Consider the following 24,010-nt stretch of genomic DNA (forward strand, 5'->3'; position numbering starts at 1 on the left):
TGTTCGATTAAAAAGCATTCGATTCGCTTTAAAAAGCAACATAAACCAAGTTAATCCAGTCCTTTTTGACCGTATTAAGTTTAAAATCTATTTCAATTTAGCGGCTAGGCCTGAGTGCCGACTTGTCTTATTCAATAAAGCCGATTGCCAAATATTTAAATTACCTAATAAATATAAATGTTTCTTTGCACGCGTAATGCCAGTGTAGATTAACTCAGGTGATAAAATATTCGAATTTTGACTCGGTAAAATAATCGCGACATTCGAAAACTCGGAACCTTGTGTTTTATGAATTGTCATTGCATAGACAGTTTCGACTTTAGGTAACCTAGCTAAACTGTAACACTTATATTTTTGTGTCCCTGCAGTGACATCATTTTCAAACCATGCCATTAACTTGCCAGAAGCATCAGGCCAAATTAAACCTATGTCGCCATTGAATAAGCCCGTGGCATAGCTATTTTCAACCACCATAATTGGCTTACCTTGATAAACCAGCTCAGTATTAGGCTTATAGCTAATATGTGAATGAACACTAGCAAGCGCTTGTTCAATCTTTTTATTAACCTCAACAACCCCAGTTTCGCCCACCCGCATAGGTAATAACACTCTAAACTGAGATAAAGCGGCAAACGCTTCCGCAATATTTTCAGCCGCAAACACACGGCCATAATAATGTTTTGCCGCTGCCACCAGCCAGTCACCCACTAAATCAGCAGCAAAGTAGCTAATTTGATTGTTAGGATCTTGAGAAAATAGATTTTCTTTAACATCAAAGCATTGATGTTTAACTAAGCGTAATTGACTCGAATTGATATCAGAGCGAATGACCTCAGTTGCAATTAAGCCGATATCACCACCAAATCTGTGTGTTTTGGTTAAAAAACTAACATAACCCGAATTTTGATTATTTGCTTGTTCTGACATCAGCTCAACCACTTGGCCGCTAATTTGTTTAATCGAAGCGACAGAGGTTTCCGGATAACTAACCCCATCACCTAAAGCTTGCCGAGTTAAATCAGACAAAACACAACCGGTTTCAACCGAAGGTAACTGCTGTGCATCACCCAATAAAATCAATATACTGGTTTGAGGTAAAGCATCTAACAATTTCGCCATCATAGGCAAATCTATCATAGAGACTTCATCAATCAGCAATACATCCACTTGTAATGGGTTATCTCTATTGTGCTTAAACTGAGTCGAATTAGGTTTATAACCTAGTAACCTATGTAAGGTGCTAGCTTTATCAGGAAGTGAATCCACTAACTCGCTCGAAAAGCCTTGCGCTAATAAATCTTGTTTTGCACCCAAGATAGATTCTTTTAACCTTTGCGCGGCTTTACCCGTTGGTGCTGCCATCATAATACTTAAGGGTGAATCTGCGGCAATTTGCAAAGCCGTCAACAAACGTGCAACTGTATAAGTTTTACCTGTTCCTGGGCCACCGCAAATGACACTGAGCTTCCGCCCTATCGAATTAGCGACTGCAACTTGTTGCCAATCTGTTTCAGATTCATCAATCTTAGTCTTATCTTGATAGGCGAATGAAAACAATTGCGGCCAACTCGTTTTCAATTTAGCGACCACATCAGTTGACGGCGGCGTATAAGCAAGCCTTTGATTCAAATTATCAGCGACTTGTTGTTCATACAGCCAATATCGTCTGATATAAAGATAAGGCGGCTCAAATTTAATCGGTAAACTTGAGTTTAAATCTAACGCCTTGTCTAGTACTTGCTCTAATTGAATTAAAGAAGGAAACAGATAACCCGCACAAAGTTGAGCTTGCATGGCAGATTTATCTTCTACACTCAAAGATTCGGTCGCAATTTGCTCCGCTTCTAACTGCTTTAATTTCCAATCTAGATTAGAACCAAACAAGCTTTCTGATATTTCACCAAGCGGTAAACAAACATGACCTTGCCGCTGGTAAAAAGATAAAGCCAAACATAAATGGAAAAAAACAACCTTATCCTCATCCGCTAAACGATCCACTAGCTCGACCAATTGTTGAGCGAAGAAAAAGTCGATGGCCTCAATGCCCTCTATATTTTTACGACACGCATAAAAACCTGAATACAAAGTTTGCGGTTGCTGCTGTAATAAAAAAGCATCCAAACCTAAGTATTCAATTAAAGCGGCATGGGTTAAACCACTGACAGATGCATTTGCCATTAAAACAACTCCTTTTGAATCGGATCAGAATCACCCAAAACTGAGCTTTCCTCGTTAAGCTTAGGTTCTGCGCTAGCTTTACCGAGCGGATTAGCATCTGCGACAAAATTAAACGCCTTGTCTAAACGAATCAGTAATTCTATCGACAGCTTATCGTAATAAACACCATAAAAATTCGAATCACTTACCTCTATGTCTATCTCTTCATTTACACTTGCATTTGCATCCGTCATTCCACGTAAATAAAAATAATAAACGCCGCCAAAATGTTGTTCGACTTGATAATCAGGTACACGAGTTTGCAAATACCTATGCAGCGCAACGGCATAAATAAGATATTGTAAATCGTAAAAATGAGTTTGGTTATTTAGCTTTAATGCATCAAAAGCATAATCTTGATAATCATGCCCTAAATGTGTCGACTTATAATCAGCCACATAAAAGCGGCCATCATGCTCAAAAATTAAATCAATAAAACCATGCATCATACCGTTTAACTTATCTTGCCCCGGTAAGTAAATCATTTGCTCTGGCGAATAACTCGCTTGCTTGCCAAACCTATGCTCAGTTAAACAAGCTAACACAGCTTTAAAATTAATTTGCTCAAGCGGAAAATAAAATTCAGCTTCGCGCAAAGTTTGTTGCCAAGACAAATCGGCTAAACAAAAAGTCATATCCGAATTTAGCAAACAAGGTAAAGGAGCGGCTAACACCTGCTCAAACCAAGTAATTAACTCAGGCTGGCGTTCGTCCTCTAACAAGCCGAATCTGGCTAAAGGGGCAGGTAAACTCTCATCCCAATTTGGCTCAGAAAAATCCGTATGCTCCAACACATCATGCAACAAATTACCTGCTGCAGCGCCCTTCTTTAACGTAAACCTTAACTCACTTGATTCAATCGCAGATTCAGTTTCAGCCTGAACACTCACTAACGAAGAAGCGTCCAGCATATCATCCTTACGTTCTTGATTTCCTAACTGGCCAGCACGACTCACATGGGCATGCTTGGTTAAACCAGAAAACGAATACAAAGACCAAGGCTGATAAATATCGCGGCTTAATTCAGCCGGAACAAGTAACTGATGCTCCACTGTCTCAACTTGATAAACCGATAAGCTTTGCTGCGGCGGAATTAAAATCAAAGCGCTCGAATTAGGACTGGCTTTCTCACTAGACTCAACCACAGCAGATAACTCACTCTGCCAAGCATCATCTTTAGCTAATTTTAAACAGGTTCCCAGTGGGGATTTGTAACTATCTTTATAAGGTGCAACGCCCAAATAACAACGATGGGAAGAACGTGTCACAGCAACATAAAGCAAGCGGACAGATTCAGCCAAACCTTCTTCCGTCGCTAACGTCTTCACTTGCTCAGTTTCACCTAGCTGATATTGAGTTTGGCCACGGCTTGGATCATGATACTTAAAATGCTTAACCGTTTGATTGCCAAACTTAATCGGATCTTTAAAGTCACTCGCAAAAGGGACAAACACTATCGGATATTCCAATCCCTTAGAACCATGCTGAGTCACAATTCGAATTAAATTTGCATCACTCTCAAGTCGTTGCTCGGCTTCAATCAAAGCCGTTTGCTCATGACACTGTAATTTAAACCACTTAACCAATTGCTGAGGGTGCTTAAATTGACTTGATGCTTGCTGCAAAATTTCAGCAAGATGAATCATATTAGTTAAACCACGTTCGTGGTTATCTGGGTTCGGCTGATAAAATTTATGAATCAAAGATAACAACAGAGTCATGACACCCTGCTTTTTCCAATTTAAACGTAACTCAACCGCAAAATTAACCGCCTCTTCCCACTCATGTTGGAATGCTTCAGTTTTAACTCTGGCTAACTTAGCTGCATCCCAGCCCATTAACTCAGTCGCTAAAGCGCGAATCAATAAACTCTCATTTTCTAACTCTAAAATGCCAAGCAAAACATACAAAATTTGGCGCGCTTCATAACTGGTAAAAATATTACTGCGATCACTTAAGTAAACCGAATTAAGACCGGCTTTTAACAAAGTTTGTTGAATAAGCTCAGCTTCGGCACCGCGCCTAACTAGTATTGCAATATCTTGCTCTTGCAACGCTTGGCCAGCTAATTTTGCTTGGCTCAATAAACGTACAATTTCATTACTACACCAAGTTGCTAACGCAGTTGAATAATCATCCTTAGTTGCCCCTCGTGCGCCACTTGGCTCAGCAACCTCGGCTAAAAAAGCATAATTCAATGCTTTAACTTGGCTATTAGGATCATCCAAACTCACACTCGCCGCATGAGCATGCTGACTAAAACCAATTTGGTCATAACCTATACCATAACCAAACACATCAGCTGGTTTAGGGCTAGATAAATCATTGCCCCAAAATAAACGGTTATAAGCCGAAATCATACTCTGAGTAGAACGCCAATTGGTATCCATAAACCAATGATAATCAGCCTGCTGACGGGCAGCTAAATAAGTGAAAATATCTCCACCTCTAAAACCATAAATAGCCTGTTTGGGATCACCAATCATAAACAAAGCTAAATGTTCACTCGACTGAGGATAAAGCTTAGAAAAAATAGCATATTGCTCTGGATCTGTATCCTGAAACTCATCCACCAGCGCAACTGGATATTCTTGACGAATCGCACTAATTAAATGACTTGAATCATCCGCAGATAATTTTTGACTTAAAAACCGAATTAAATCATCAAAATCCATAATGGACTGCTTGGTTTTGAGCTGCTCAAATTTAGCTCTAATTTGCATAATGCCAGCAAAAACCACCTGATGGCAGGCAGCTAAATTTAATTTAGGCGTAATTGGATGCAACAACTTAAACTCAGTAAATAAAACTTTTAGCTGCTCATCACGTGTTCGTCGGCCATTAAAAAACGCAGTCACCTCAACGGGTGCATCTATCACAGCCTCAGCTTGAAGCCAAGCTTCAACCGCCTCAAGCTCAAACTGCCGCTGTTCTCTTTCCTTACCTTTTTTACTCGCCACCAGCTTTTCAACAATTAAATCTCTTAAGCGAGAAAACGCATTGAAGAAAGCTTGCTTTTGTTCAATGTGCTGCTGTTTAATCTCATCTAACTGACTAAATTGAACCGCATGATGACTGCGCAACAAATTAGCAAAGCGCGCTAAAAACTGTTCAGGTGTATGCCAATTTTGCTGTTTAAGTAACTGATAATTTTCCGATTGCGAATTAATCAACCTAAACCAATCTCGCACCGCATTTAACAGCAACTCGCTGGTATCACTCTCCATTTGCATTTCAAGAGAAGCGCCGCTATTAAATGCCTGCTGTAACAAAACTCGATTACAAAAACCATGAATGGTAAAAACAGCGGCATCATCTAACTCTAACAAAGCCAACTTGAGTTGTTTCTCAACCAATTCAAAATCGAGCCTTTGCGCCAGCTTGGCAAAAAATTCATCTTTTAAAACTAACTCATGCCAATTATTAAGTGCGTTTCTTAACTCTTTATCTATTCTTCCCTTCAGCTCTTCCGTCGCAGCCTTAGTAAAAGTCATCACCAAGATTTTTTGCACAGGCAATTGCTTTTCTAATAACAAACGCAAATACAGGCGGGTAATATTAAAAGTTTTACCTGTCCCAGCACTGGCCTCAATTAAATGCCGACCCGACAAAGCTAAATTAGCAGGATCAAGCTTTTGCGCTTCAATCGTCTCAGAAATTAAACTCATTTAGATTTCTCCGGCTTTAATTCTTCCAAGTTTTGATAAAGCGGCAAATACAGCTCAATTAAACTCGCTTGTAAATTTGCACAACTAGACTCATCCAACTGGATATACCCCTGCGCAGCAAACCAAGCAAAATACTCATTCAAATCGAGTTTATCGGCTAAGGCTTTTTGTAATTCTCGGCTTAACTTAGCATCATGCGCTAACGTCTCAGCAGGTTTAGATTCATTTTTATTTATCAGGCAATGCGCTATATCGACATAATGTAAGTTTGGCTGATTTAACCCAGCCAAATACAAGTCAACAAATTTACTCAACTCAGACTTAGCCGAAGCCACATCCAAGGGTCTTAAAATTAACGACTGGATACTCGAATCTTTACTATTCACAAATTTCGCGAAACTGGTTACAGCTTGATTCGTTGCCGCAGTAACCATCAAATGATTCAACCATAACCGAATATGGTCTTTAGGCTTAGCCTGAGCAGGACGCCAACTCAAAACGCCCTGCACCGAATCATGACTCGAGAACTGGTAAACATCCGCGACTAAATTAACGGACGACTTACCCTGATCGAATTGACAAGCCAGTGTATGCTGAGCTTTAGCAAAAGTCGGAAATTCAGCCAGTGACTGAGTAAAATCAGATGTCAGTTGCTTAACTTGCGCTAAGCTCTCCGAAGCTAAATCAGAATCAGGCAATAAGCCCGACAGCTGATAACGCTCAGCCAACCATTCAGAGCTAATAACCTCAGCTTGCGCCTCAACACTGTCATCCGCCAAAATACCAGTCTCTAACAAACTCGCAGCGGCTAACTGATAAAAATCTTGTTTTAATTGATACTCAGTTAGACCATCTAAACTAAACGGCTCATTATCATCACTCAACTGCTGATAATCATTAAAATTAAGGCCTAAACGAATGCGAGCAAAAACCGCCAAAGGATCGGCAAAAAACCGCACTAAATCATCAACTGAAATACCAGACTCTGCTAACTCAAATGCTTCCAATTTAAACTCAGAATCTTGCTGACGTGCTTGCGGCTGAGCTAAACGACACCAATTCACATCAAAGCTTTTAATTTTATCCGCTGCAGCCGAATAATTATCCAAACTAAAAGGATGTAAAGTTTGAATATGTAACTGGTTATTAGCCGCTTGGGCAGAAAAATCGAACTGCCAACCATAACCAAGCGCCAAATAATCCATTAACTCTTTTAAAATTAAACTCGGTTCACGTGGGTTATTATTACGAATATCTCGGCCTTGATAGCTTAAATAAAATTTATCGCGAGTCGAAATAAGCGCTTCCAAAAATAAATACCTGTCATCTGAACGACGAGAACGATCCCCCATTCTAGCCGGAGCTTGCGTCATCAAATCAAAACTAATCGGAATACTCTGCCTAGGATAAGCACCATCGTTTAAACCCAAAATGGCAATAATCTTAAATGGAATGCTACGCATCGGCACCATAGAGCAAAATGTAATTTGCCCAGTTAAAAAGTGATTGGCCGGATCGGCTTGGCTAAAGTGCTGATTTAAATAATATCTTACCGTGGTTAAATCTAAAGCTTGCTGATAATCGGCTAGCTCAGTTCTTTCGGTTAATGAACTAATCGCCGCATCAATAATATCGGATGCAGTTTCTTCTTCGGCTTCAATGGTAAAAAAATCGACTTTAAGCTCAGTTAAATATGCCAACCAAGCCTGAGGGGTTCTTAACTGCAGCAAACTTTGACTATGAAAACTTAACCTATCGAGTAACAAACACAGTCGACCTAATAAAACCGCATCACTGCCCTCAATATAGGGAAGCCACAACTCCCCCGTGCGCTCATCAGTTTGCTCAAGGTCAGGATAATAAATATGCTCCTGATTGCCCCAAGCAAAACCAAGTAGTAAACGTTTTAAGCCCCAGTGCCAACTATATTTTTCACCAATGCCCACAACCTCAGATTGCTGCATCTTATGTTCGGCATTTAAGCCCCAATGTACCGCAGCTTGCTGTAGCCAAGTTTCAATTTTCAACAACTCATCGTCGCTAAAACCAAACTTAATTTGTAATGCAGGCAAACGTAAATAAGCCAAAATTTTCGACACCTCAAAACGGCTATCCGGCAAACTTAATAAATCGGCAAAAGTATTAATTAAAGGTTCAGAGTCAATATAAGCCCTATCCGCTATCGAACAAGGTAACTTAGGCGAACCCGACAAATTTTCTTGCCAAGGCCGCTTAAAAACCGCATCTATATAAGGCGCATAATCTTCAATCGCTGGGCACATCACCACAACATCTTGCGCTTTTAAACTCGGGTCTTGCTCAAACTGATACAACAAATAATCATGCAAAGTTTGAATTTCGCGTAGCGCACTATGGCAAGCGCTAATATAAATAGAATCGTCTTGCTTAACCTGTGGCACTTGACGGGCATCCGACAAGCTCAAAATGTCTTGCTGAATATGCTGCAGCACACTTGGCTCAAGCGGCGTTAAACCATCTTCAGCTAACTCATCATGATCAAACAAATCAAATGCGCTAATTTCATAACTATTCACTTTTTGCAGTGCATTAAAAAATGCTCGTCCCTGCCCACCTAAATTAGCTAATAACGGATTATTAATTTGCTCAGTTGCAAGCCAATCATCCACCTGCTGAACTCGACTAGCCTGTTGCTGATTTTCTAATTGCGCTTTAACCTTTTGCTTTTCGGTTTTTAAATCGCCCCAAAACTCAACACAGGGATTTAAATGAAACAAATGCACATGAGTATGCTCAGCAATCGCCTGAAAAAACTCAAGTGGCTTAGGTGCCAAAGTATTAATACCAAAAATTAAAATTTGCTGAGGTAACTTGTCTTTATGTTCTGCCAGTTTTTCAATCGCTAAATCTTGTAAAGAAGAAGGATGATAAGCCTCCTGCTCAATTAACAAACGCCAAAGCTTAGCTTGCCAAACTTGAGTTAACGGCTCGGCATTGTCATCTTGCAGCTCAGCCACTAATTCACCGGCTTGCCAAGCGGCTAGCCAATCTGGTCGATAAATCAAATACTGCTCAAAAACATCGGCTAAACGACTTGCCAACTGAAAACGTCGTAATGGATCAGGCGCTTGGTCCGACTTTGAACCCGGTGCAAACCAATAATTAGAAACAACTTGAGTCTCTGCATCCTGCATCCACTCTGGTCGACAAAAAATCTGATCAATCCGAAAACTTAAAATTTCACGACTATAAGGTGACTTTCTCGGAATGGCTTGATCGCCTAAAATTTTACGTGCCCAATCCCAAATAAAACGCGACGGCATAGGGAACTCAATATTCATTGAAATATGCTGCATTTTGGCCAACTGTAAATTCAGCCAATGTTGCATACCTTGGCTTTCTACCAAGATAATATCCGGCTCAAAAATGCCAGTTTGGCGCTGCTCTAACACCTTTTGCGCCAACACAATCAAATCTTCTAAACGATTAGATGGATAAACAGTAAACATATTCCCTCAATATTAGTGCCCAACTTAAAAAAATAGACTATAAATAAAATATAAAGTCGGCCAAAATCTACAATTAAGCGGTTGAAAATAAACCAGTCTAAGGCGATAATTAAACCTTATAACTGGGAACAAAATAAGCATTATACGGTCTATTTAAGTGCATATCATTAAGTGTTTAACGCTTAACGCCGATATAAAAATAAAGCTAAAAATTGGATTTTTCTTTGTATATTATTTACGACAAGACACAACAAAATTGTCTACATATAAATTTAAGTTATCAATGTAACCATATGGTATCCAATGATAAATAGGTTAATTCGTCTAATATTTTGTTTCAGCTTACTGAGCTTTAATGTAAATATTAAGGCAGATAGCCTAACGGTTGTTTATCCTGACGTTAACGCCCCCTACGACACCATCTACGAACAAATCAAACAAGGCATAGATTCAGAATTTAAAGGCGATATAACCTACCTTAAACTGCCGAGTAAATTTGATCCAAACGAAATTGCCAGCTCAATCAAAAATGACAAAGTCATTGCCTTAGGCAAACGCGGCTGGGTTATTGCCAAAAAAATCTACCAATCAACCCCAGTTGTAGTTGGCGCGCTGCCGATTAGACCCAATGGTATTTCAGGGGTTAGCTTAATGACAGCGCCCGAGAGCTTATTCCAATCCTTAATAAACCTAGCGCCCAATGTAAAAAAAATAACTGTATTATATACCCCAACCACTGAATGGAGCATTAAAAATGCCCAACAAGACGCCAAACTAAAAGGGTTAGAACTGGTTGCAATAAAAGTAAAAAACATTCAACAAGCGGTTAAAACTTACGACCAATTATTTGAAGGCGACGACCTAAGCAACCAAGCAATTTGGCTACCGCTCGATCCTGTCACAGCACACGACAAAGTGATAGTGCCAGTTATTTTAGAAAAAGCATGGAAAAACAAAATGGTGGTTTTTTCCAGCAAACCAACCCATGCCCAACGAGGCGCACTTTTTTCAGCCTTACCTAACAACGAACAACTGGGTCACAAATTAGTCAAAATGATCCTCAATATCAGCAAAACCAAAAAAACTATCGTCACACCGCTACTCGATATCGAACTCGCGGTTAATTTAAGAACCGCTGCGCATTTAGGTTTTGATTATGGCAACAGTCAAAAATCAGGTTTTGCGCTGACATTTCCGAACTAAAATTAATGACGATTCTCAATAAACTCATCAACCCAAACTTCAGCATAAAAAGCCAAGCGATTGGTATAGTGGTTACAGGCGTTGCGATAATGATGGTTATGCTCAGTTTGTTGACCAGTCAAACGGTCAACAAACAATCGCGCGATTTAATGCTTAAAAATGCTTTCCAAATTACAGAAGGCCTAGCCAAACAAACCGTATTCCCATTATTATCCGGTTCCGAATTTAACGCCAAAGCGGCAATGGAACAAGTTGAAGGCTTTCAATCTGTTATCGCGGCAAGGCTGACTAAAGAAGATCACAGCACATTCTCCTTACTTGGCGAAATACCCAAATCTCTAAAGCAACAAAACAAAAGCATCACTAAAACACAAATTGTCGCCGAAACCGAAAACTACTGGCTAGTCGCAAGTCCAATCAGCTTACAATCAGAAGACAACGAACTAGAAGATGAATTCGCCTTTAGCTTTGAAACAGAATCAAACCAAAAGCAAGCAGCCGAAATTATAGGCTATGCCGAAGTTTACTTTAGTAAAAGTAACCTGATTAGCGCGCAAAAAAGAATAACCTTTACCATCACGCTTATCGGCTTTAGCTCAGTATTTGCGCTCGGCGTACTATTATATTTCGCTTTAGTTAAACTCTTTAAACCGCTCGACAGCCTAGCCTCGACTATGGCTTTAGCCCAACAGACAACAGACCATCACTTTGCCGAAGTATCGGGCGCAAAAGAACTCAGAGAAATGGCAAAGTCCTACAATCAAATGATGGAAGTGCTCGAAAAGCACGAAGAAAGCATCACCAAACACAGAGACCAACTCGAAAAAGAAGTCGAAATTAGAACCAAAGAACTGGTACAAGCACGCGACTCAGCCCTTACCGCTAGTCGACATAAATCAGAATTTATGGCCAACATGAGCCACGAACTACGCACCCCGATTCAATCTATTTTAGGTTACGGCGAACTGATCACAGAAGAACTAGAAATAGAAGGCAACTTCGAATTAATCGACGACATGGACAAGGTCACCAAAAATGCCCAGCGCCTACTGGTTATGATAAACAGCTTACTAGACCTTGCAAAAATTGAAGCTGGCAAACAAGATCTAAACGACATAGACCTAAGTATCGAAAAACTCGCAAACGACCTAAACGATGTGATTCCGCCACTCGCAGCAAAAAATAACAACCAATTCAATATAACCAACTTAGCGCAGCAAACTCACTTTATCAGCGACAAAGAAAAACTAGAACAAGTGCTGATTAACTTACTCAGCAATGCCTGTAAGTTTACCGAAAATGGCGCAGTTAACTTATTTATCAAAACAGAACACCAGCACATCTACTTTGAAATACAAGACACAGGTATTGGCTTAAGCCAAGAGCAGCAAGACTACATATTTGAAGAGTTTAGACAAGTCGACTCAGGCCAGTCGCGTAAATTTAGTGGTACTGGGCTTGGCTTAGCGATAAGTAAAAAATTCATTGAATTAATGAATGGTCGAATCCAAGTATCGAGCGAACTTGGTAAAGGCGCTACCTTCACCGTTATCTTGCCACTGAAAAAACAATAAAACAGTGCTAACTGGCTAAACCAACTCAGCAGAAATAAAACCATGCATAAATTACAAGTTGAAAAATTTCTCAGTCAAGTAAACATGATATTTAGCCAAGGTTACCTTTACCAAGGTGAAATAGACATCAGCATAGCCGAAGCAAGCTATCACTATTTAGTCGATAACATCGAAAAATTTAGTCATACCACGCCACTAAACTCAAAACAAAATAAAAGCTTTAAGCACATCTCCACCAAGGCAATAACCACAGAGTTTAAACAAATATCAACGAATGCCTTTAGCCAAATGCAAACTCAATTGTGTCATGTGCCTTTAGCCTTAACACTACTCAGCGACAAAACTCAGCAGCAATATGCGATTGTATTCTCGAGCGACCATGGCTATTTAGATGCCCAAAGTGCCAACCATTTATATGGCCTATTAATAAACATATATAACGCATTAACACAAAACGACACAAGCAGCCTAGCGCAACTGATCACACAAACCCAACAACTAACCACATACTCAGCTAACGAGTTTTTACAACACACGCAAAACGAATTAACGCCCGAGCAGCACAAACACAACCAACAAAATATCGAAACTTACCCTTTTCACCACAGCCCGATAAACCAGATAGACCAAGAGATATTTAAAACATATAGCGCGACTAAGCAAATTCCCTATATACGAGAGTACAATCTAAATACATTTATAAACCAACACCGTAGCCAAGCTCAAAACCAACACCTGACAAAAAACAACCTAATCTGCGCTGCAATCGCGAAAAGCTATGCTAAAACCAACCAAGTAGACAAACTCACATTTGCCATGGCGATTAGTTTAGCGACTGAAACCCAAAGACAAACTTGCCTAGGCAACTATGTTTTGACTGTCCCAGTTTCGGTTAACACTCAACAAGCAAGCGTGGCTGAAATAGCCGAACAAATTCAAACTAGAATAACCCAATGTAAGCAAGACAAAGAACAGATTAGCCGCTTTTTAGGCCGAGAACGTCATTTAACTGAACCGCTAAAACCCGTTCAAGATCCAATCGCCTACTATGTGACAAACTGGACGAACCAAAACACATTAAGAAACAAAATAACGCCACACAATAGCCAATTTTTAAAACAAATAGGCGCCTTAAATGCACAACCTAAATCCCTGACCGAGTCTAGCTATATCAGCAAACAAGGGATAGTGATTAACTTATCACCAAACAACCAACTCACCTTATCATTAACGCCAAGCATTAGCGGCACAACCCTGCTTGAAACAGTATTAGAATCTATTGAGCTTTAGCTTTAGCACTGAGCGACAAGCCTTGATTTACGCCAAGTAAAAGTAAAGCAAGTAACATAAAACAGCCTATCGAATCAAAAATATCGCCGCTAGTACCGGTATAAAAAAGTGACGCGACATAAACACTTAATGCCCCAACCGCATTAGACACCAAGCCCCAAATTGCGCTTGCCCAACCTCTGCCCTGTTCCACTGGCGTCAAAACCAAGGTATTAATATTTGAAAACATAATCCCAATAAAAAACAAAACCAAGTTTAAAAACACGACAAAATAAATCAGCCGACTAAAATCAACAAAATGCGCAATAGCCGCTATCAAAACCAGTAAAATACAAGACACAATCACAATAGACTGAAGTCGGAAAACAGACACTAGCCATTTATTAAAAATAGCAGCCAAGCCCATAGAAAAACCACAAGCAGCCAAATACAAAGGTAAATTACTGACAGCATAAAACCCTGTTAGCAACTCAGGTACAAAACTCAAATAAAGAAAGAAACCAGCAAAAATTAGCCCAGAAATAATACACAGTAACAAAAAAGCGTAATTGCTAAATAATCGCTTCGAAGTAGCACAAAATTGGGCAAAATTTTGCTTACTTACGCCCGACGCTGGCGGCTCACAACAGCTTTTAATCCCTAACCAAATCAAACAGAAAACCGCAATTAAAGCATTAAAATAAAAAATATAAGACCAATCAGCAAGGGCTAAAATAAAAGCGCCAATAAAAGGCGCACCAATCGGAATCAAAATAAAAATAGCAAACAACAATGACATAATTTTAGCCATTGCAGCGCCACTAAACCTATCACGAATCAAGGCCAAACTCGCCACTCTGGGTCCTGCTGCGCCAAAGCCCTGTATCAACCGACCATAGAGCAGGGTATCAAAATTGGTCGCGTTTGCGGCAATCACAGAGCCTAAAACAAACAAAATTAAGCCAGCAGCAATCGTGGTTTCTCGCCCCAAAATATCAGCCGACATACCCGCTAATGGATAACCCAAACTTAAACCGATAAAAAAATACAAAATGATATTTTCAATCGAGCCATCAGCCGATAACGAAAAGACCAAGCGAATATCAGCATAAGCAGGCAGTAACACATCAACTGAAATCGCAATTAACGAAGTAATTAACGTGATAAACGCAATAAAGAAAAACGGATGACGGTTAATAATAAGACCTATAATTCTCTGGGTTGAGGACCCGTATAATCAATGTCCTGACATTTCATTGGCAAAAACGAATTTGGTGATTGAGCTTGTTGATCGCGGAAACAAGCAATCGCACCACTCACAACCGAAAAAGAATTGATTTTATAACCATCGTCAGGCGAAAAGCCCTGATCGAGTAAAAAGGCCGATGCATAGCCACCGCAATTAATCGATAAATTAAAATGCTGCTTTAAATAATCACTCAATAAAAATGCAAACTTCAGGTATTGGCCTTGCTCAATCTCCAGCTTTTGCTGGATCTCGGCAAAAGGTTTCAACCTTTCGTCGTCTCGGTCAATCGGGCGGGCAAAACCAACAATAATCGGCTTACCATTTTTAAACTTAGCTTGGCGAATAATTTCATCTAGCGGCATTCCTTGTTGATACTGTTCAAACGCCAACAACTGCGCCGCCATACTCATTTTACGTGCATGGCTGCCGCCATAACCGCGCGAATCTGCGGCTAAAATTGCACTTGCCGCAGCAGCTACCACACTGGTTTTAGTATCACCAGCGTAAGCCGCAACCTGATTACACCAAATACGACTATCAGGATAACTTAAGCCCATAAAGCAAACTTCTATCCAGTCGGCTATATTTTTAGCAACTAACTGCCCAGTCGCATTTAAAATATGCAGCTGCATATAAGTAACCTGACCCATTAACTCTGTCATCAGTGACTTGTTTTCAATCGTCACATCCACCCCGCCTTGCCAATGGCCGACAGAGTTAAAAATGGTTTGATTGCGTTTATCCCAATATTCAGTATTTGTCATCATTAAACTCGCCACCCGCTTATTTGGGCTGATAAATATGCTGCTCATCTTTTAACATTGGCATAGCGGTTATCGGCTTATGCGTTTGCTCAACCCCGTGGGCAAAAATACCTGGGGCACAAACTAACTGAAACAAACCAACCGACTCCCTCGCAGCTATGCCTAATTGGCAAAATACAGCCGCAGCTAAACCCGTTTTAAGTAAACCAAAATTGGCAGAATTTAACTGCTGAGAAAAACGCAATACCCAAGCTAAAATACTGTCACTTTGTTGCTGAATAAATGGATTAAAAACAGAGCTGGCTAACGCCTGACACAAGTCGTCTACCGCACCATATTGGTTACCAAAGCCTGCAATAATATGATTTTCACCCGCTAGCTCCACTGACTGTGCTTGGTTTAAAATTTCATCTGCCGTTTGTACAGGACAAGCTTGCCAATGTTGCTGAATAAAATTAACCGCAGCGGCAACCTCTAATGCCCCGTTTTGCTCTCCGCCCAACACATTTAAACCAATCGGTAGTAAATGCTCGGTATTGGTTTTGCTCACACCGGCTGTCATGCTCGCTTTAACCGCGGGGTGCCTAGGGCCTAAATTTATTAAAGCTATCATTAAGCGCTCAAGCAATTGGCTGTGCGCTGGCGTGGGTAACTCACCTAAAAACAACAACAGCAAGGTATCGGTAAACGATTTTTTTTCAACTAACTGATTTAAGTCGTAACCCTGTAAATAGTTTTTGTGGCTAATGTAAGGGTTTTGTTCGGAGGGTATTTCCAACAAAATATTGGTTTGGGTTTTGCCAGCATAAACAAAATCTTGTTTATGCTGGGCAGGTTTATCTGGCGACATTAAAAACTATACCTCAGCTCACCGTATACCGCTCGGCCCGGTAAAGGTAAATCATTAGGCATGTAAACTAAGCCTGCTGCGTCTGGTGAAGGTTCTCGAGCATCTTCGTCAAATAAATTTTTTACTATCAATGAAGCTTCAATATTATCAGCCTTAGGTTTCCATCTAAGCGACAAATCAGCTAACCAGTAATCGTCGACTTTACCGCGGACATCTTCTTTATTTCGTTGTCTGTTTTGGACAAAGTTATTTTTAAAATTCGCCGTTAGCTGGTTATTAATTTTTAAGTCGAACTGAACAAACCACTGATGTCTTGGCACATATGCAACTTCGGTATTGTTAGTTTCGTTTTCAGCGTTAGACCAAGCATAATTAACAGCCGTTTTAAAGTTATCGTGTAACTGCCAATTCAACTCAATTTCAGTACCATAAGCTGACTGCTGACCAAAATTTTGCATGGTTTTAGTTGCTGGAGCCCCTTCAACTGGTGGATCGGGTCTTACTTGTAAAATATCGTCCCAAGTGTAGTGATAAAAGTTCACAATGGCGCCAAAACCATCTCTCGGATGATAGTCAAACGCCAGCTCTGTGGTTTCAATGGTTTCCGGTTTTACATTTGGATTACCTAACTGGGCAGGATTATTAATTAAACTAGTATCACCAAACGACGGTGCTCTAAAGGCTTTGCCATATAAAAATTTAGTCGACAAATTTAAGCTAGTAGACCAAACCAAAGCGAGCCTAGGGTTAGTGGTACTGCCAAAGTCAGAATAATTGTCGTACCTTAACCCTGCGGTTAATTCCCAATCGTTAGCGATAGTCCATACATCCTGAATAAAAATGTATTGGTTGTCTCTGTCTCTTTCTTTCAGGAAAATATAATCTGTATCTGATACATCTTGTAATGGGCTACCGGGTAAAATTGGTGCGCCATCTGGACCTAACGAAAAGTTTTTTGTTTCTCTGGTTTTGTACAAATCTGCATTATGGTAACCCATACCAACTCGGATTTGGTGCTTACTTAAACCTGTATATAAAGAGGTAAAATTAATGCGCTTATGCTTTTCAAAAACTTCAGGGTTACCGATAAAGCCATCTGGGTATACCCCAGCAAACCCAGCAGGAAACAGAATATAACTACGAATCACTTCTTGTGAGGTTTTAAAAAAGCTGGCTTGTGCTTGAAAATTAAGCTCGTCAGTTAATTGGGTTTTATATGTTAAATCGAGATTGTAGCGTTTACTGCCTTGCAAACTGGTCGGGTCTAAAGCTTCAATTAAACCTGCGCCTATCCCTCTGCGTCTTTTTTGTAACCCCGCGCGCAATGTAAATTCTTGCCAGTTAAGCTCGCCTCTAAAATCAATATTTTCAGCGTAGCGATTAATGGCACCTGGGGCATGCGACACTGTTGTGCCGTGAGCGAGATCGTTTAAAGTTTGACGATCGGCCTCAACCACTTTGTCTGAACCATTGGTTTTGTGATATTCGATAATTGCAGAATAGCTAACATCGCCCACTTCGCCGCCGGTAATAAGCCAAGCGTCTTGGGTGTCTTTTGCACCAGCTCTGAACGCCACTTCACTTTGTTTAATATCTTTAGCACTTTTGGTCACAATATTAATAACCCCGGCAAAGGCATCGGCGCCATAAACAGCAGAGCCAGGGCCACGAATCACCTCGATGCGAGCAATGGCTTCAACTGGCATGCCTCCCCAATTTTGGTTTCGGTTGCCTATATAAGCATTGGTTATAGGAATACCATTAATCAGCATTAAGGCTTGGGCGTTATTAAACTCGTAAACACCTCTAAAAGAATAAATTGGGTTGTAGCCTCCCGGCCTTCTCGATATATGCAAACCGGGTACGGTTTCTAGTACGTCGTCAATATCAGTCGCGCCCATACTTTTTATTTGCTCAGCACTAAATACACTGGCAACTGCGGGGGCTTTATAAATTTGAGTTTTAACCCCAGTGGCAATTTCGACCATTTCTTCACTACCATAAAAATCGTCAAAAAAGTCATCTGTGGTCGCCAAACTCTCATCATATGTTTCCGCTTGCACATAAGGCGTTAATGCAAGCATAATTGCGATTGTTATTAACTTTTTATTTATCATTGAAACCTCAATTTTTTTGAGCTAAAAGCCATTTTAGCTGTGTTAAATTAACATGACGTAGAACGACTACGCCGGCGTTAATTGGCCTTGCTTAAATGGCTTTTATCTACAGCTGATTATCTCAATTTATATTGATTAAGCTCTAGATTACATTTTGACGGATATACCGCCATCAATTGCTATAGACTGCCCTGTAATAAAACCAGCTCCTTCACTCGCTAACCATAAAACAGTATAGGCAACTTCATCCATTTCAGCTAATCTGTTCATTGGATGCAAAGCGGCCACGTTTTGTTTTGCTTCACCTTGTAGTGAAACTTGTTTTTTTTCAGTTAATGTCCAAGCTGGGCACACTGCATTAACCCGAATCCCACACTCTGCGTTTTCCAATGCAGCGGCTTTAGTTAAACCAATCACACCGTGTTTAGCAGCCATGTAGGGAGAAACACCAAAGTCACTTGCTCCGAGCCCCCAAATAGACGACATGTTAATAATGCTGTACTGCTGTTGTTCGGTTGCTGCTGTTTGTTGTCGCAAAAACTGGCCGATTTGGTTTTTCATGGATAACCAAACGCCCGTCAGGTTAGCATTGATAACATTATGCCAATTTTCTTCACTTTGCTCGTGCATTGGCGCAATATCGCCGCCAAAGCCAGCATTATTAAATGCAATATCTAAACGACCAAATAACGCGACCGTTTGATTAATCAATGCGGCAGAGTCTGCTGCAGAGCCGGCGTCCGATTGGATAAAATGAACCGATTCGCCTAGCGCTTTTAGCTGTTGCAACGCCTCATCACCCGTGGTTGGATTGCGTCCAGAAACAACAACCTTAGCCCCTTTAAGTAAAAACTGTTTAGCCGTCGCCAATCCAATTCCAGAAGTTCCACCTGTGATTAAAACCACTTTATTTAGAAATTCAGACATAAGGTTCTATTACTCACTTGTAGCCAAGAGCGATTTGATCATCATCTTTACCCTCTTGTAAACTTTTAATTCTTGCAAACATTGGTGGTACTTCGTCAGGATCAATTCGAACATCAAGTAATGTCGGACCTTCGGAGTCAAATAATTCATCCAAATTAACAGCTTCGAGATCAGCAACTGATTCAATAATAATGCCATTAGCTCCTTGTGCTTTCGCCAAAGCTGCAAAATCGACCTGATTTAATTGCCAGCCAATTGATTCAGCTTGACTTAATTGCTGGCCAAACTTAATCATGCCAAAGGCGGCATCATTTAAAATAACAAACACTATGGGTAATTTATGTATAACCGCAACGCCAATTTCATGTGAACTCATCAGCCAAGCGCCATCTCCAGCTAAGCAAATATGAGGCTTATTTGGAGATGCTAAAGCAGAACCAATCACAGCGCCAATTGACCAAGCCATACTGCCATACCCCATAGAAACTCGATACATCCCATTATTATCTGCAATATTTAAGTAATGTGTTGCCCAAGCCCAAATATTACCTGTATCAATGAATACGCGAGTCTGCTCTGGTAAGTTTTTCGTTAGATGTGCCATGAGTTTTTGGGGTTTTAGCGGGACAGCATCTGAAAAACATTTTTCTTCATCTAATAACTCTACATAGCCACCTAATGCATTACGATGTGCATCAAATTCAAGCCCTTGCCATGTTCGAGTCCAACTTTGTTGAGAGATTTTAGCTAATAAACGATTTACAATACCATCTAGATGCCCACAAACATGTAGTTTAGCCATAGGCGATCGGCTAAAACTTTCAACAGAAGAATCTATATGCACCAGTTTTTCATTTAAGACATGAGTGGGTAAACTACCGATTCCCATATCAGTAATCGAAGCACCAAAAACTAAAATCAGATCTATGTCAGGGTTTTGAAAAAGCTCTTTGGCAGAATTATGTCCCGCATAACCATAAACCCCACGATATAATGGGTGCTTTTCGTTAACCCAACGCTTGCCCATAGGGCCAGACACAAAGGGGGCATTTATTGATTCGGCTAAATCTTGGATTTTATCATATGCTCTGCCACAACCATGGCCAATGAACAATACAACTTTATCGACTTGTAATATTTCTTGTATCAATAATTCAACTGCGACTTTATCTTCAAATGAAGGTCTTTGCATCAAGTAATTTACGTGTAAATGCGGATTTTCATTAGTGTAAGCTGTTCTTAATATGTCTGATGGAATACTTAAGTGAACAGGCCCTTTAGGCGATTGCACCGCATTCATCAATGCTGAAACTAGCTTGCTCTCAAACTGCTGTTCATGCGAAACCAAGGCATTAAATTTAGTACAATGTCTAAAGATACCAACGGTATCAATTGCAGTTTCACTTGAGTCTTGTAACGCGCGTTTGCCAAACTTAGGTAATGCGGTTTGTGCTGTAATCACTAGCATAGGGGTTTTATCGACCGAAGCAGTTGCAACACCCGTTATCAGGTTTGTTGCACCTGGGCCTGTTGTGGAGCAAACCACGCCGAGTTTTCCTGTCTCTCTATGGTAACCGTCGGCCATAAACGCAGCAGCACATTCGTGACGTGCAATAATGACTTTGGGGCCGCCCTTGCGCTCTGAGCGTGCTAAAGCATTAAACAGCGGCTCTATCGCGCCGCCCGGTACACCAAACACGTACTCAACTTTTAATTGGCGGAGGTATTCTAAGATCAAATCAGCATAATCATAAACATGTGTGTCGTCGTTATTCTGAGTTTGGTTACTTACATCAGTCACTTTCTCACCTTTTTATTTTTATTCCTAAACTATTTAGCCTTTACACAGCGGGTTCTGTTGCTTGTTTTTGTTGTGCAATTAATGTTTGGATATCCATGGGTTTGGCAATGTGGTAGCCCTGTGCGTAATGTACGCCCACTTCGGTTAATTTGTTGAGTATGGCTTCGTTTTCAACAAATTCAGCAACGGTTTTCTTATTGAGTGCCAGTGCGGTTTCGTGAATCGCTTTTACCAGCGCTGCGTCTATTGGGTCTTGCAGCATGTCTTTTACAAATGAGCCGTCAATTTTAACGCTTTGCGCAGGGATTTGTTTTAAGTAGGCAAATGTACTAAACCCAGTGCCAAAATCGTCAATTGAAAAACTACAACCGAGTTGATTTAGTTTGTTTACCATGCGTTGAGTACCGGTAATATTTGATAAACTCGCGCTTTCCGTTAGCTCAAAAATAATCCGTGATGGGTTAATTTGGTATTCCACCAGCTTTTGTTCTACATAGTGTAAAAATCTGTCGTCGGTAAAGGCTTGAGCGGATAAGTTAATTGCGACACAGTTAAGCTCTGGATATTGGTGCATCATGTGACAGGTTTTACCCACAACATGACGGTCGAGTAAATCCATGTCTTCGGCTTTTTCGAGCGATGGAATAAAGTCGCCAGGGTAAATTATTTTGTCTTCGACTACTAACCTAACCAAAGCTTCGTAATAGGCAATTTGTTGGGTTTGGATATTGAGCACAGGTTGAAAGTGCATTGTGATTTGGTCTGATACCAGTGCCGATTGGATTTTTTGTACCCAGTCAAAACTATGTTTAAGGGCGTCGGTTACTTGGTCGTTGTCTTGGTATGTGTGTACTCGGTTGCGGCCTTTTTCTTTCGCGGCAAACATGGCGATGTCGGCGCGTTGTAAATATAAATCGCTATTGGTAGATTGGCCATCAATTGCGGCAATGCCTATGCTACAGCTCACTTTGTAGGTTTGATCATCAAATTGAAAACTTGAGTTGGCTATGGTGTCACACACTTCATTGGCTAATATTTCGGCTTTTTCGAGACCTGTTCTGATTAATAGCATGGCGAATTCGTCACCACCAATGCGGCATAGTATGTCGCTTGCTCTGGTTCTTTCGGCTAGTAGTTTAGATATTTCTTTTAAAACTAGATCGCCTTGATGGTGACCTTGGGTGTCGTTAATCACTTTAAAGTGGTCTAAATCTAAATATAGCAGTGAATATTCAATACCTGTACGGGTGGCAATACTGGTGATATTTTTTAGTTCGTTATCAAAATAGTATCGGTTGTGCAGCCCAGTTAAGGTGTCGTGTAACGCCAGATGTTTTAGGTTATCTTCCGCTTTTTTACGCACACTAATGTCGTCTATTGTGCCGGCGATACCCGCTAATTTGCTTTCGTCATCGTAAAAAGGTGAAAAGTTGATTTCGCCCCAAAAGAAGCCTTGGTTTTTGCTATTGAGCTTGATTTCGATAATATTTTGGTTCGATTTTTCATCCAGTACAGATTGGATGGTTTCTTCTAAATATGTAATTAGGTGTGCGTGACTCACGTGAATAAAGTCGGTAAATAATTTGCCGATAGATTCAGACACCATGTAACCCGTGCATTTTTGCCAAGCTTGATTTAAAAAGGTAATGCGGCCTGATGGGGTTACTTCTATCACTATGCTGCTTAGGCTGTCGAGAATACGGTAGTGGGTTTTGGCGAGTGAGTCGTATTTTTGTTGTTCGGTTCTGAGTTCGGTGGTTTTAGCGGAAAATTGTTGGTTTGAGACGATAAAGTCTTCCCGTTTCGCTGCGATTTCACACACTCTTCGCAGTTGTTCTGCTTTAAACGGTTTTTGAATATAGTCAGCCGCCCCTTTTACGAGCATGAGTTCGGCTATGTCGACTGTGCCATGCGCTGTCATGGCGATAACGACTTGTTTCGGGTTAAGCCGCATTAATTCGTCTAGCACGTGGTCGCCTGACATACCGGGCAGTTGGATATCTAGTAGGACTATGTCGTATTGTTTGGTTTTAAAAGCCGCTATGCCTTTGAGTCCGTCTTCAGCAATCTCTATGCTAAATTTGTGCTGTAGCATGCGCTTAACTAAGTTGGCTGTATCTTCTGTGTCTTCTATCACCAGTATATTCGGCAGCGCGGATAAGTTGTCTTTGTTGCGACAAACTTGGTCTAGGACGGAGGATATGAGCGGCAGCTCTTGAAACGAGATAACTCGGTTTATGTCGAACATTCTGGCTGTGGTTTCAGCAATGCGCTCGCAATGATTTTCGGTAATTAATAGTATTGGGACGTTAGCATCGGTTGCTAATATGCCAGTGCGAATAAATCGTGAGAGTCGCCAGCCGTCTACATCTCCAATTTCGACTTCGGTGACAACAAAATCGACATGCCTAGATTTTAAAATTGAAATGCCTTCAACACTATCCGGTGCTGATATAACGGTGTGATTTTCTTGCGTGAGCAAGTTTTCGGTTTTTAATCTAGCTATTTCATTTTTTAGAATAATTAAAACAATCAAATGCTAACCAACTATTTATTCCATTTTTATTATGGATTGAGTTTAGTTGCATTTAGGTGAATTTATCAACTATTGATCAAGAATTTAATAAAAAATTTATCTAAACAAATGATTTATTTAGGGATAATAATTGTCCTTGATTCAGTTCTGAAGGTTATTTGGGTTTAGTTAGCGCTCATTTTAGCTAGCTTAAATTTGACGTTTTTTGCCGTTTGGCGGACGTTTGGCAGAAGCCTAGAACACTAGGGTGTGTTGATCTTTGTTCAATTGTTTTTGTGCTGCGACAGCGCAAAAGCAGCTAAGGCCAGAATTGATGACAATACGCTCTTGGATTAAACCAGACCTAA

At 40.5% G+C, this 24,010-nt stretch carries 13 protein-coding genes; 3 read left to right on the forward strand and 10 right to left on the reverse strand.

Annotated elements, in window-relative coordinates:
• Nucleotides 1–87 precede the first annotated feature (87 nt).
• From recD to recC, 3 genes are read right to left on the reverse strand one after another with little or no spacing between them, the layout of a single operon-like run.
• Nucleotides 88–2,178: an exodeoxyribonuclease V subunit alpha gene (recD, locus tag XM47_RS18155; protein ID WP_048695794.1), complete on the reverse strand. Its 2,091-nt coding sequence runs from the start codon at nucleotides 2,176–2,178 to the stop codon at nucleotides 88–90.
• Nucleotides 2,178–5,885: an exodeoxyribonuclease V subunit beta gene (recB, locus tag XM47_RS18160; protein ID WP_048695797.1), complete on the reverse strand. Its 3,708-nt coding sequence runs from the start codon at nucleotides 5,883–5,885 to the stop codon at nucleotides 2,178–2,180. Before recB ends, recD begins: the two co-directional genes overlap by 1 nt.
• On the reverse strand, nucleotides 5,882–9,373 hold the full coding sequence (gene recC, locus XM47_RS18165) for an exodeoxyribonuclease V subunit gamma (RefSeq protein ID WP_048695801.1): 3,492 nt from the start codon (nucleotides 9,371–9,373) through the stop codon (nucleotides 5,882–5,884). Before recC ends, recB begins: the two co-directional genes overlap by 4 nt.
• 303 nt (nucleotides 9,374–9,676) lie before the next feature.
• On the opposite strand from recC, the gene XM47_RS18170 reads away from it, so the two are divergent.
• The 3 genes from XM47_RS18170 to XM47_RS18180 are packed head-to-tail and all read left to right on the forward strand — an operon-like array spanning nucleotide 9,677 to nucleotide 13,440.
• The gene (locus XM47_RS18170) at nucleotides 9,677–10,576 is read left to right on the forward strand and encodes an ABC transporter substrate binding protein (RefSeq protein ID WP_048695803.1); all 900 of its coding nucleotides are present in this window, start codon (nucleotides 9,677–9,679) and stop codon (nucleotides 10,574–10,576) included.
• A 5-nt stretch (nucleotides 10,577–10,581) separates the two neighbouring features.
• A complete protein-coding gene (locus tag XM47_RS18175) occupies nucleotides 10,582–12,150 on the forward strand; it encodes a sensor histidine kinase (protein ID WP_048695806.1) in 1,569 nt (522 codons plus the stop codon).
• 42 nt (nucleotides 12,151–12,192) lie between these two features.
• Complete coding sequence (locus XM47_RS18180; RefSeq protein WP_048695808.1) at nucleotides 12,193–13,440, forward strand: hypothetical protein; 1,248 nt, start codon at nucleotides 12,193–12,195, stop codon at nucleotides 13,438–13,440.
• Here XM47_RS18180 and XM47_RS18185 read toward each other — a convergent pair.
• From XM47_RS18185 to XM47_RS18215, 7 genes are all read right to left on the reverse strand, one after another.
• Entirely contained in the window at nucleotides 13,427–14,632 is a 1,206-nt protein-coding gene (locus XM47_RS18185; protein ID WP_078061964.1) for an MFS transporter, read from the reverse strand. The two genes, XM47_RS18180 and XM47_RS18185, sit on opposite strands and share 14 nt — an antisense overlap.
• On the reverse strand, nucleotides 14,626–15,435 hold the full coding sequence (locus XM47_RS18190) for a hypothetical protein (protein WP_048695814.1): 810 nt from the start codon (nucleotides 15,433–15,435) through the stop codon (nucleotides 14,626–14,628). Before XM47_RS18190 ends, XM47_RS18185 begins: the two co-directional genes overlap by 7 nt.
• Before the next feature lie 16 nt (nucleotides 15,436–15,451).
• A complete protein-coding gene (locus XM47_RS18195; RefSeq protein WP_048695817.1) occupies nucleotides 15,452–16,282 on the reverse strand; it encodes a citrate synthase family protein in 831 nt (276 codons plus the stop codon).
• Nucleotides 16,282–18,399 carry a TonB-dependent receptor plug domain-containing protein gene (locus tag XM47_RS18200; RefSeq protein WP_053084623.1) on the reverse strand — a complete coding sequence of 706 codons (2,118 nt, stop codon included), beginning with the start codon at nucleotides 18,397–18,399 and terminating at the stop codon, nucleotides 16,282–16,284. The genes XM47_RS18195 and XM47_RS18200 overlap by 1 nt, the downstream gene beginning before the upstream one ends.
• Nucleotides 18,400–18,546: 147 nt before the next feature.
• On the reverse strand, nucleotides 18,547–19,326 hold the full coding sequence (locus XM47_RS18205) for an SDR family oxidoreductase (RefSeq protein ID WP_048695822.1): 780 nt from the start codon (nucleotides 19,324–19,326) through the stop codon (nucleotides 18,547–18,549).
• Nucleotides 19,327–19,339: 13 nt separating this feature from the next.
• Nucleotides 19,340–21,127 (reverse strand): thiamine pyrophosphate-binding protein, encoded by a 1,788-nt coding sequence (locus XM47_RS18210; RefSeq protein WP_048695824.1) that lies wholly within the window; start codon nucleotides 21,125–21,127, stop codon nucleotides 19,340–19,342.
• 40 nt (nucleotides 21,128–21,167) lie between these two features.
• Nucleotides 21,168–23,663, reverse strand: a complete 2,496-nt coding sequence (locus XM47_RS18215) for an EAL domain-containing protein (protein ID WP_048695827.1) — start codon at nucleotides 23,661–23,663, stop codon at nucleotides 21,168–21,170.
• Nucleotides 23,664–24,010 lie beyond the last annotated feature (347 nt).

The organism is Catenovulum maritimum, from assembly GCF_001050375.1.
GTDB classification, from domain to species: domain Bacteria; phylum Pseudomonadota; class Gammaproteobacteria; order Enterobacterales; family Alteromonadaceae; genus Catenovulum; species Catenovulum maritimum.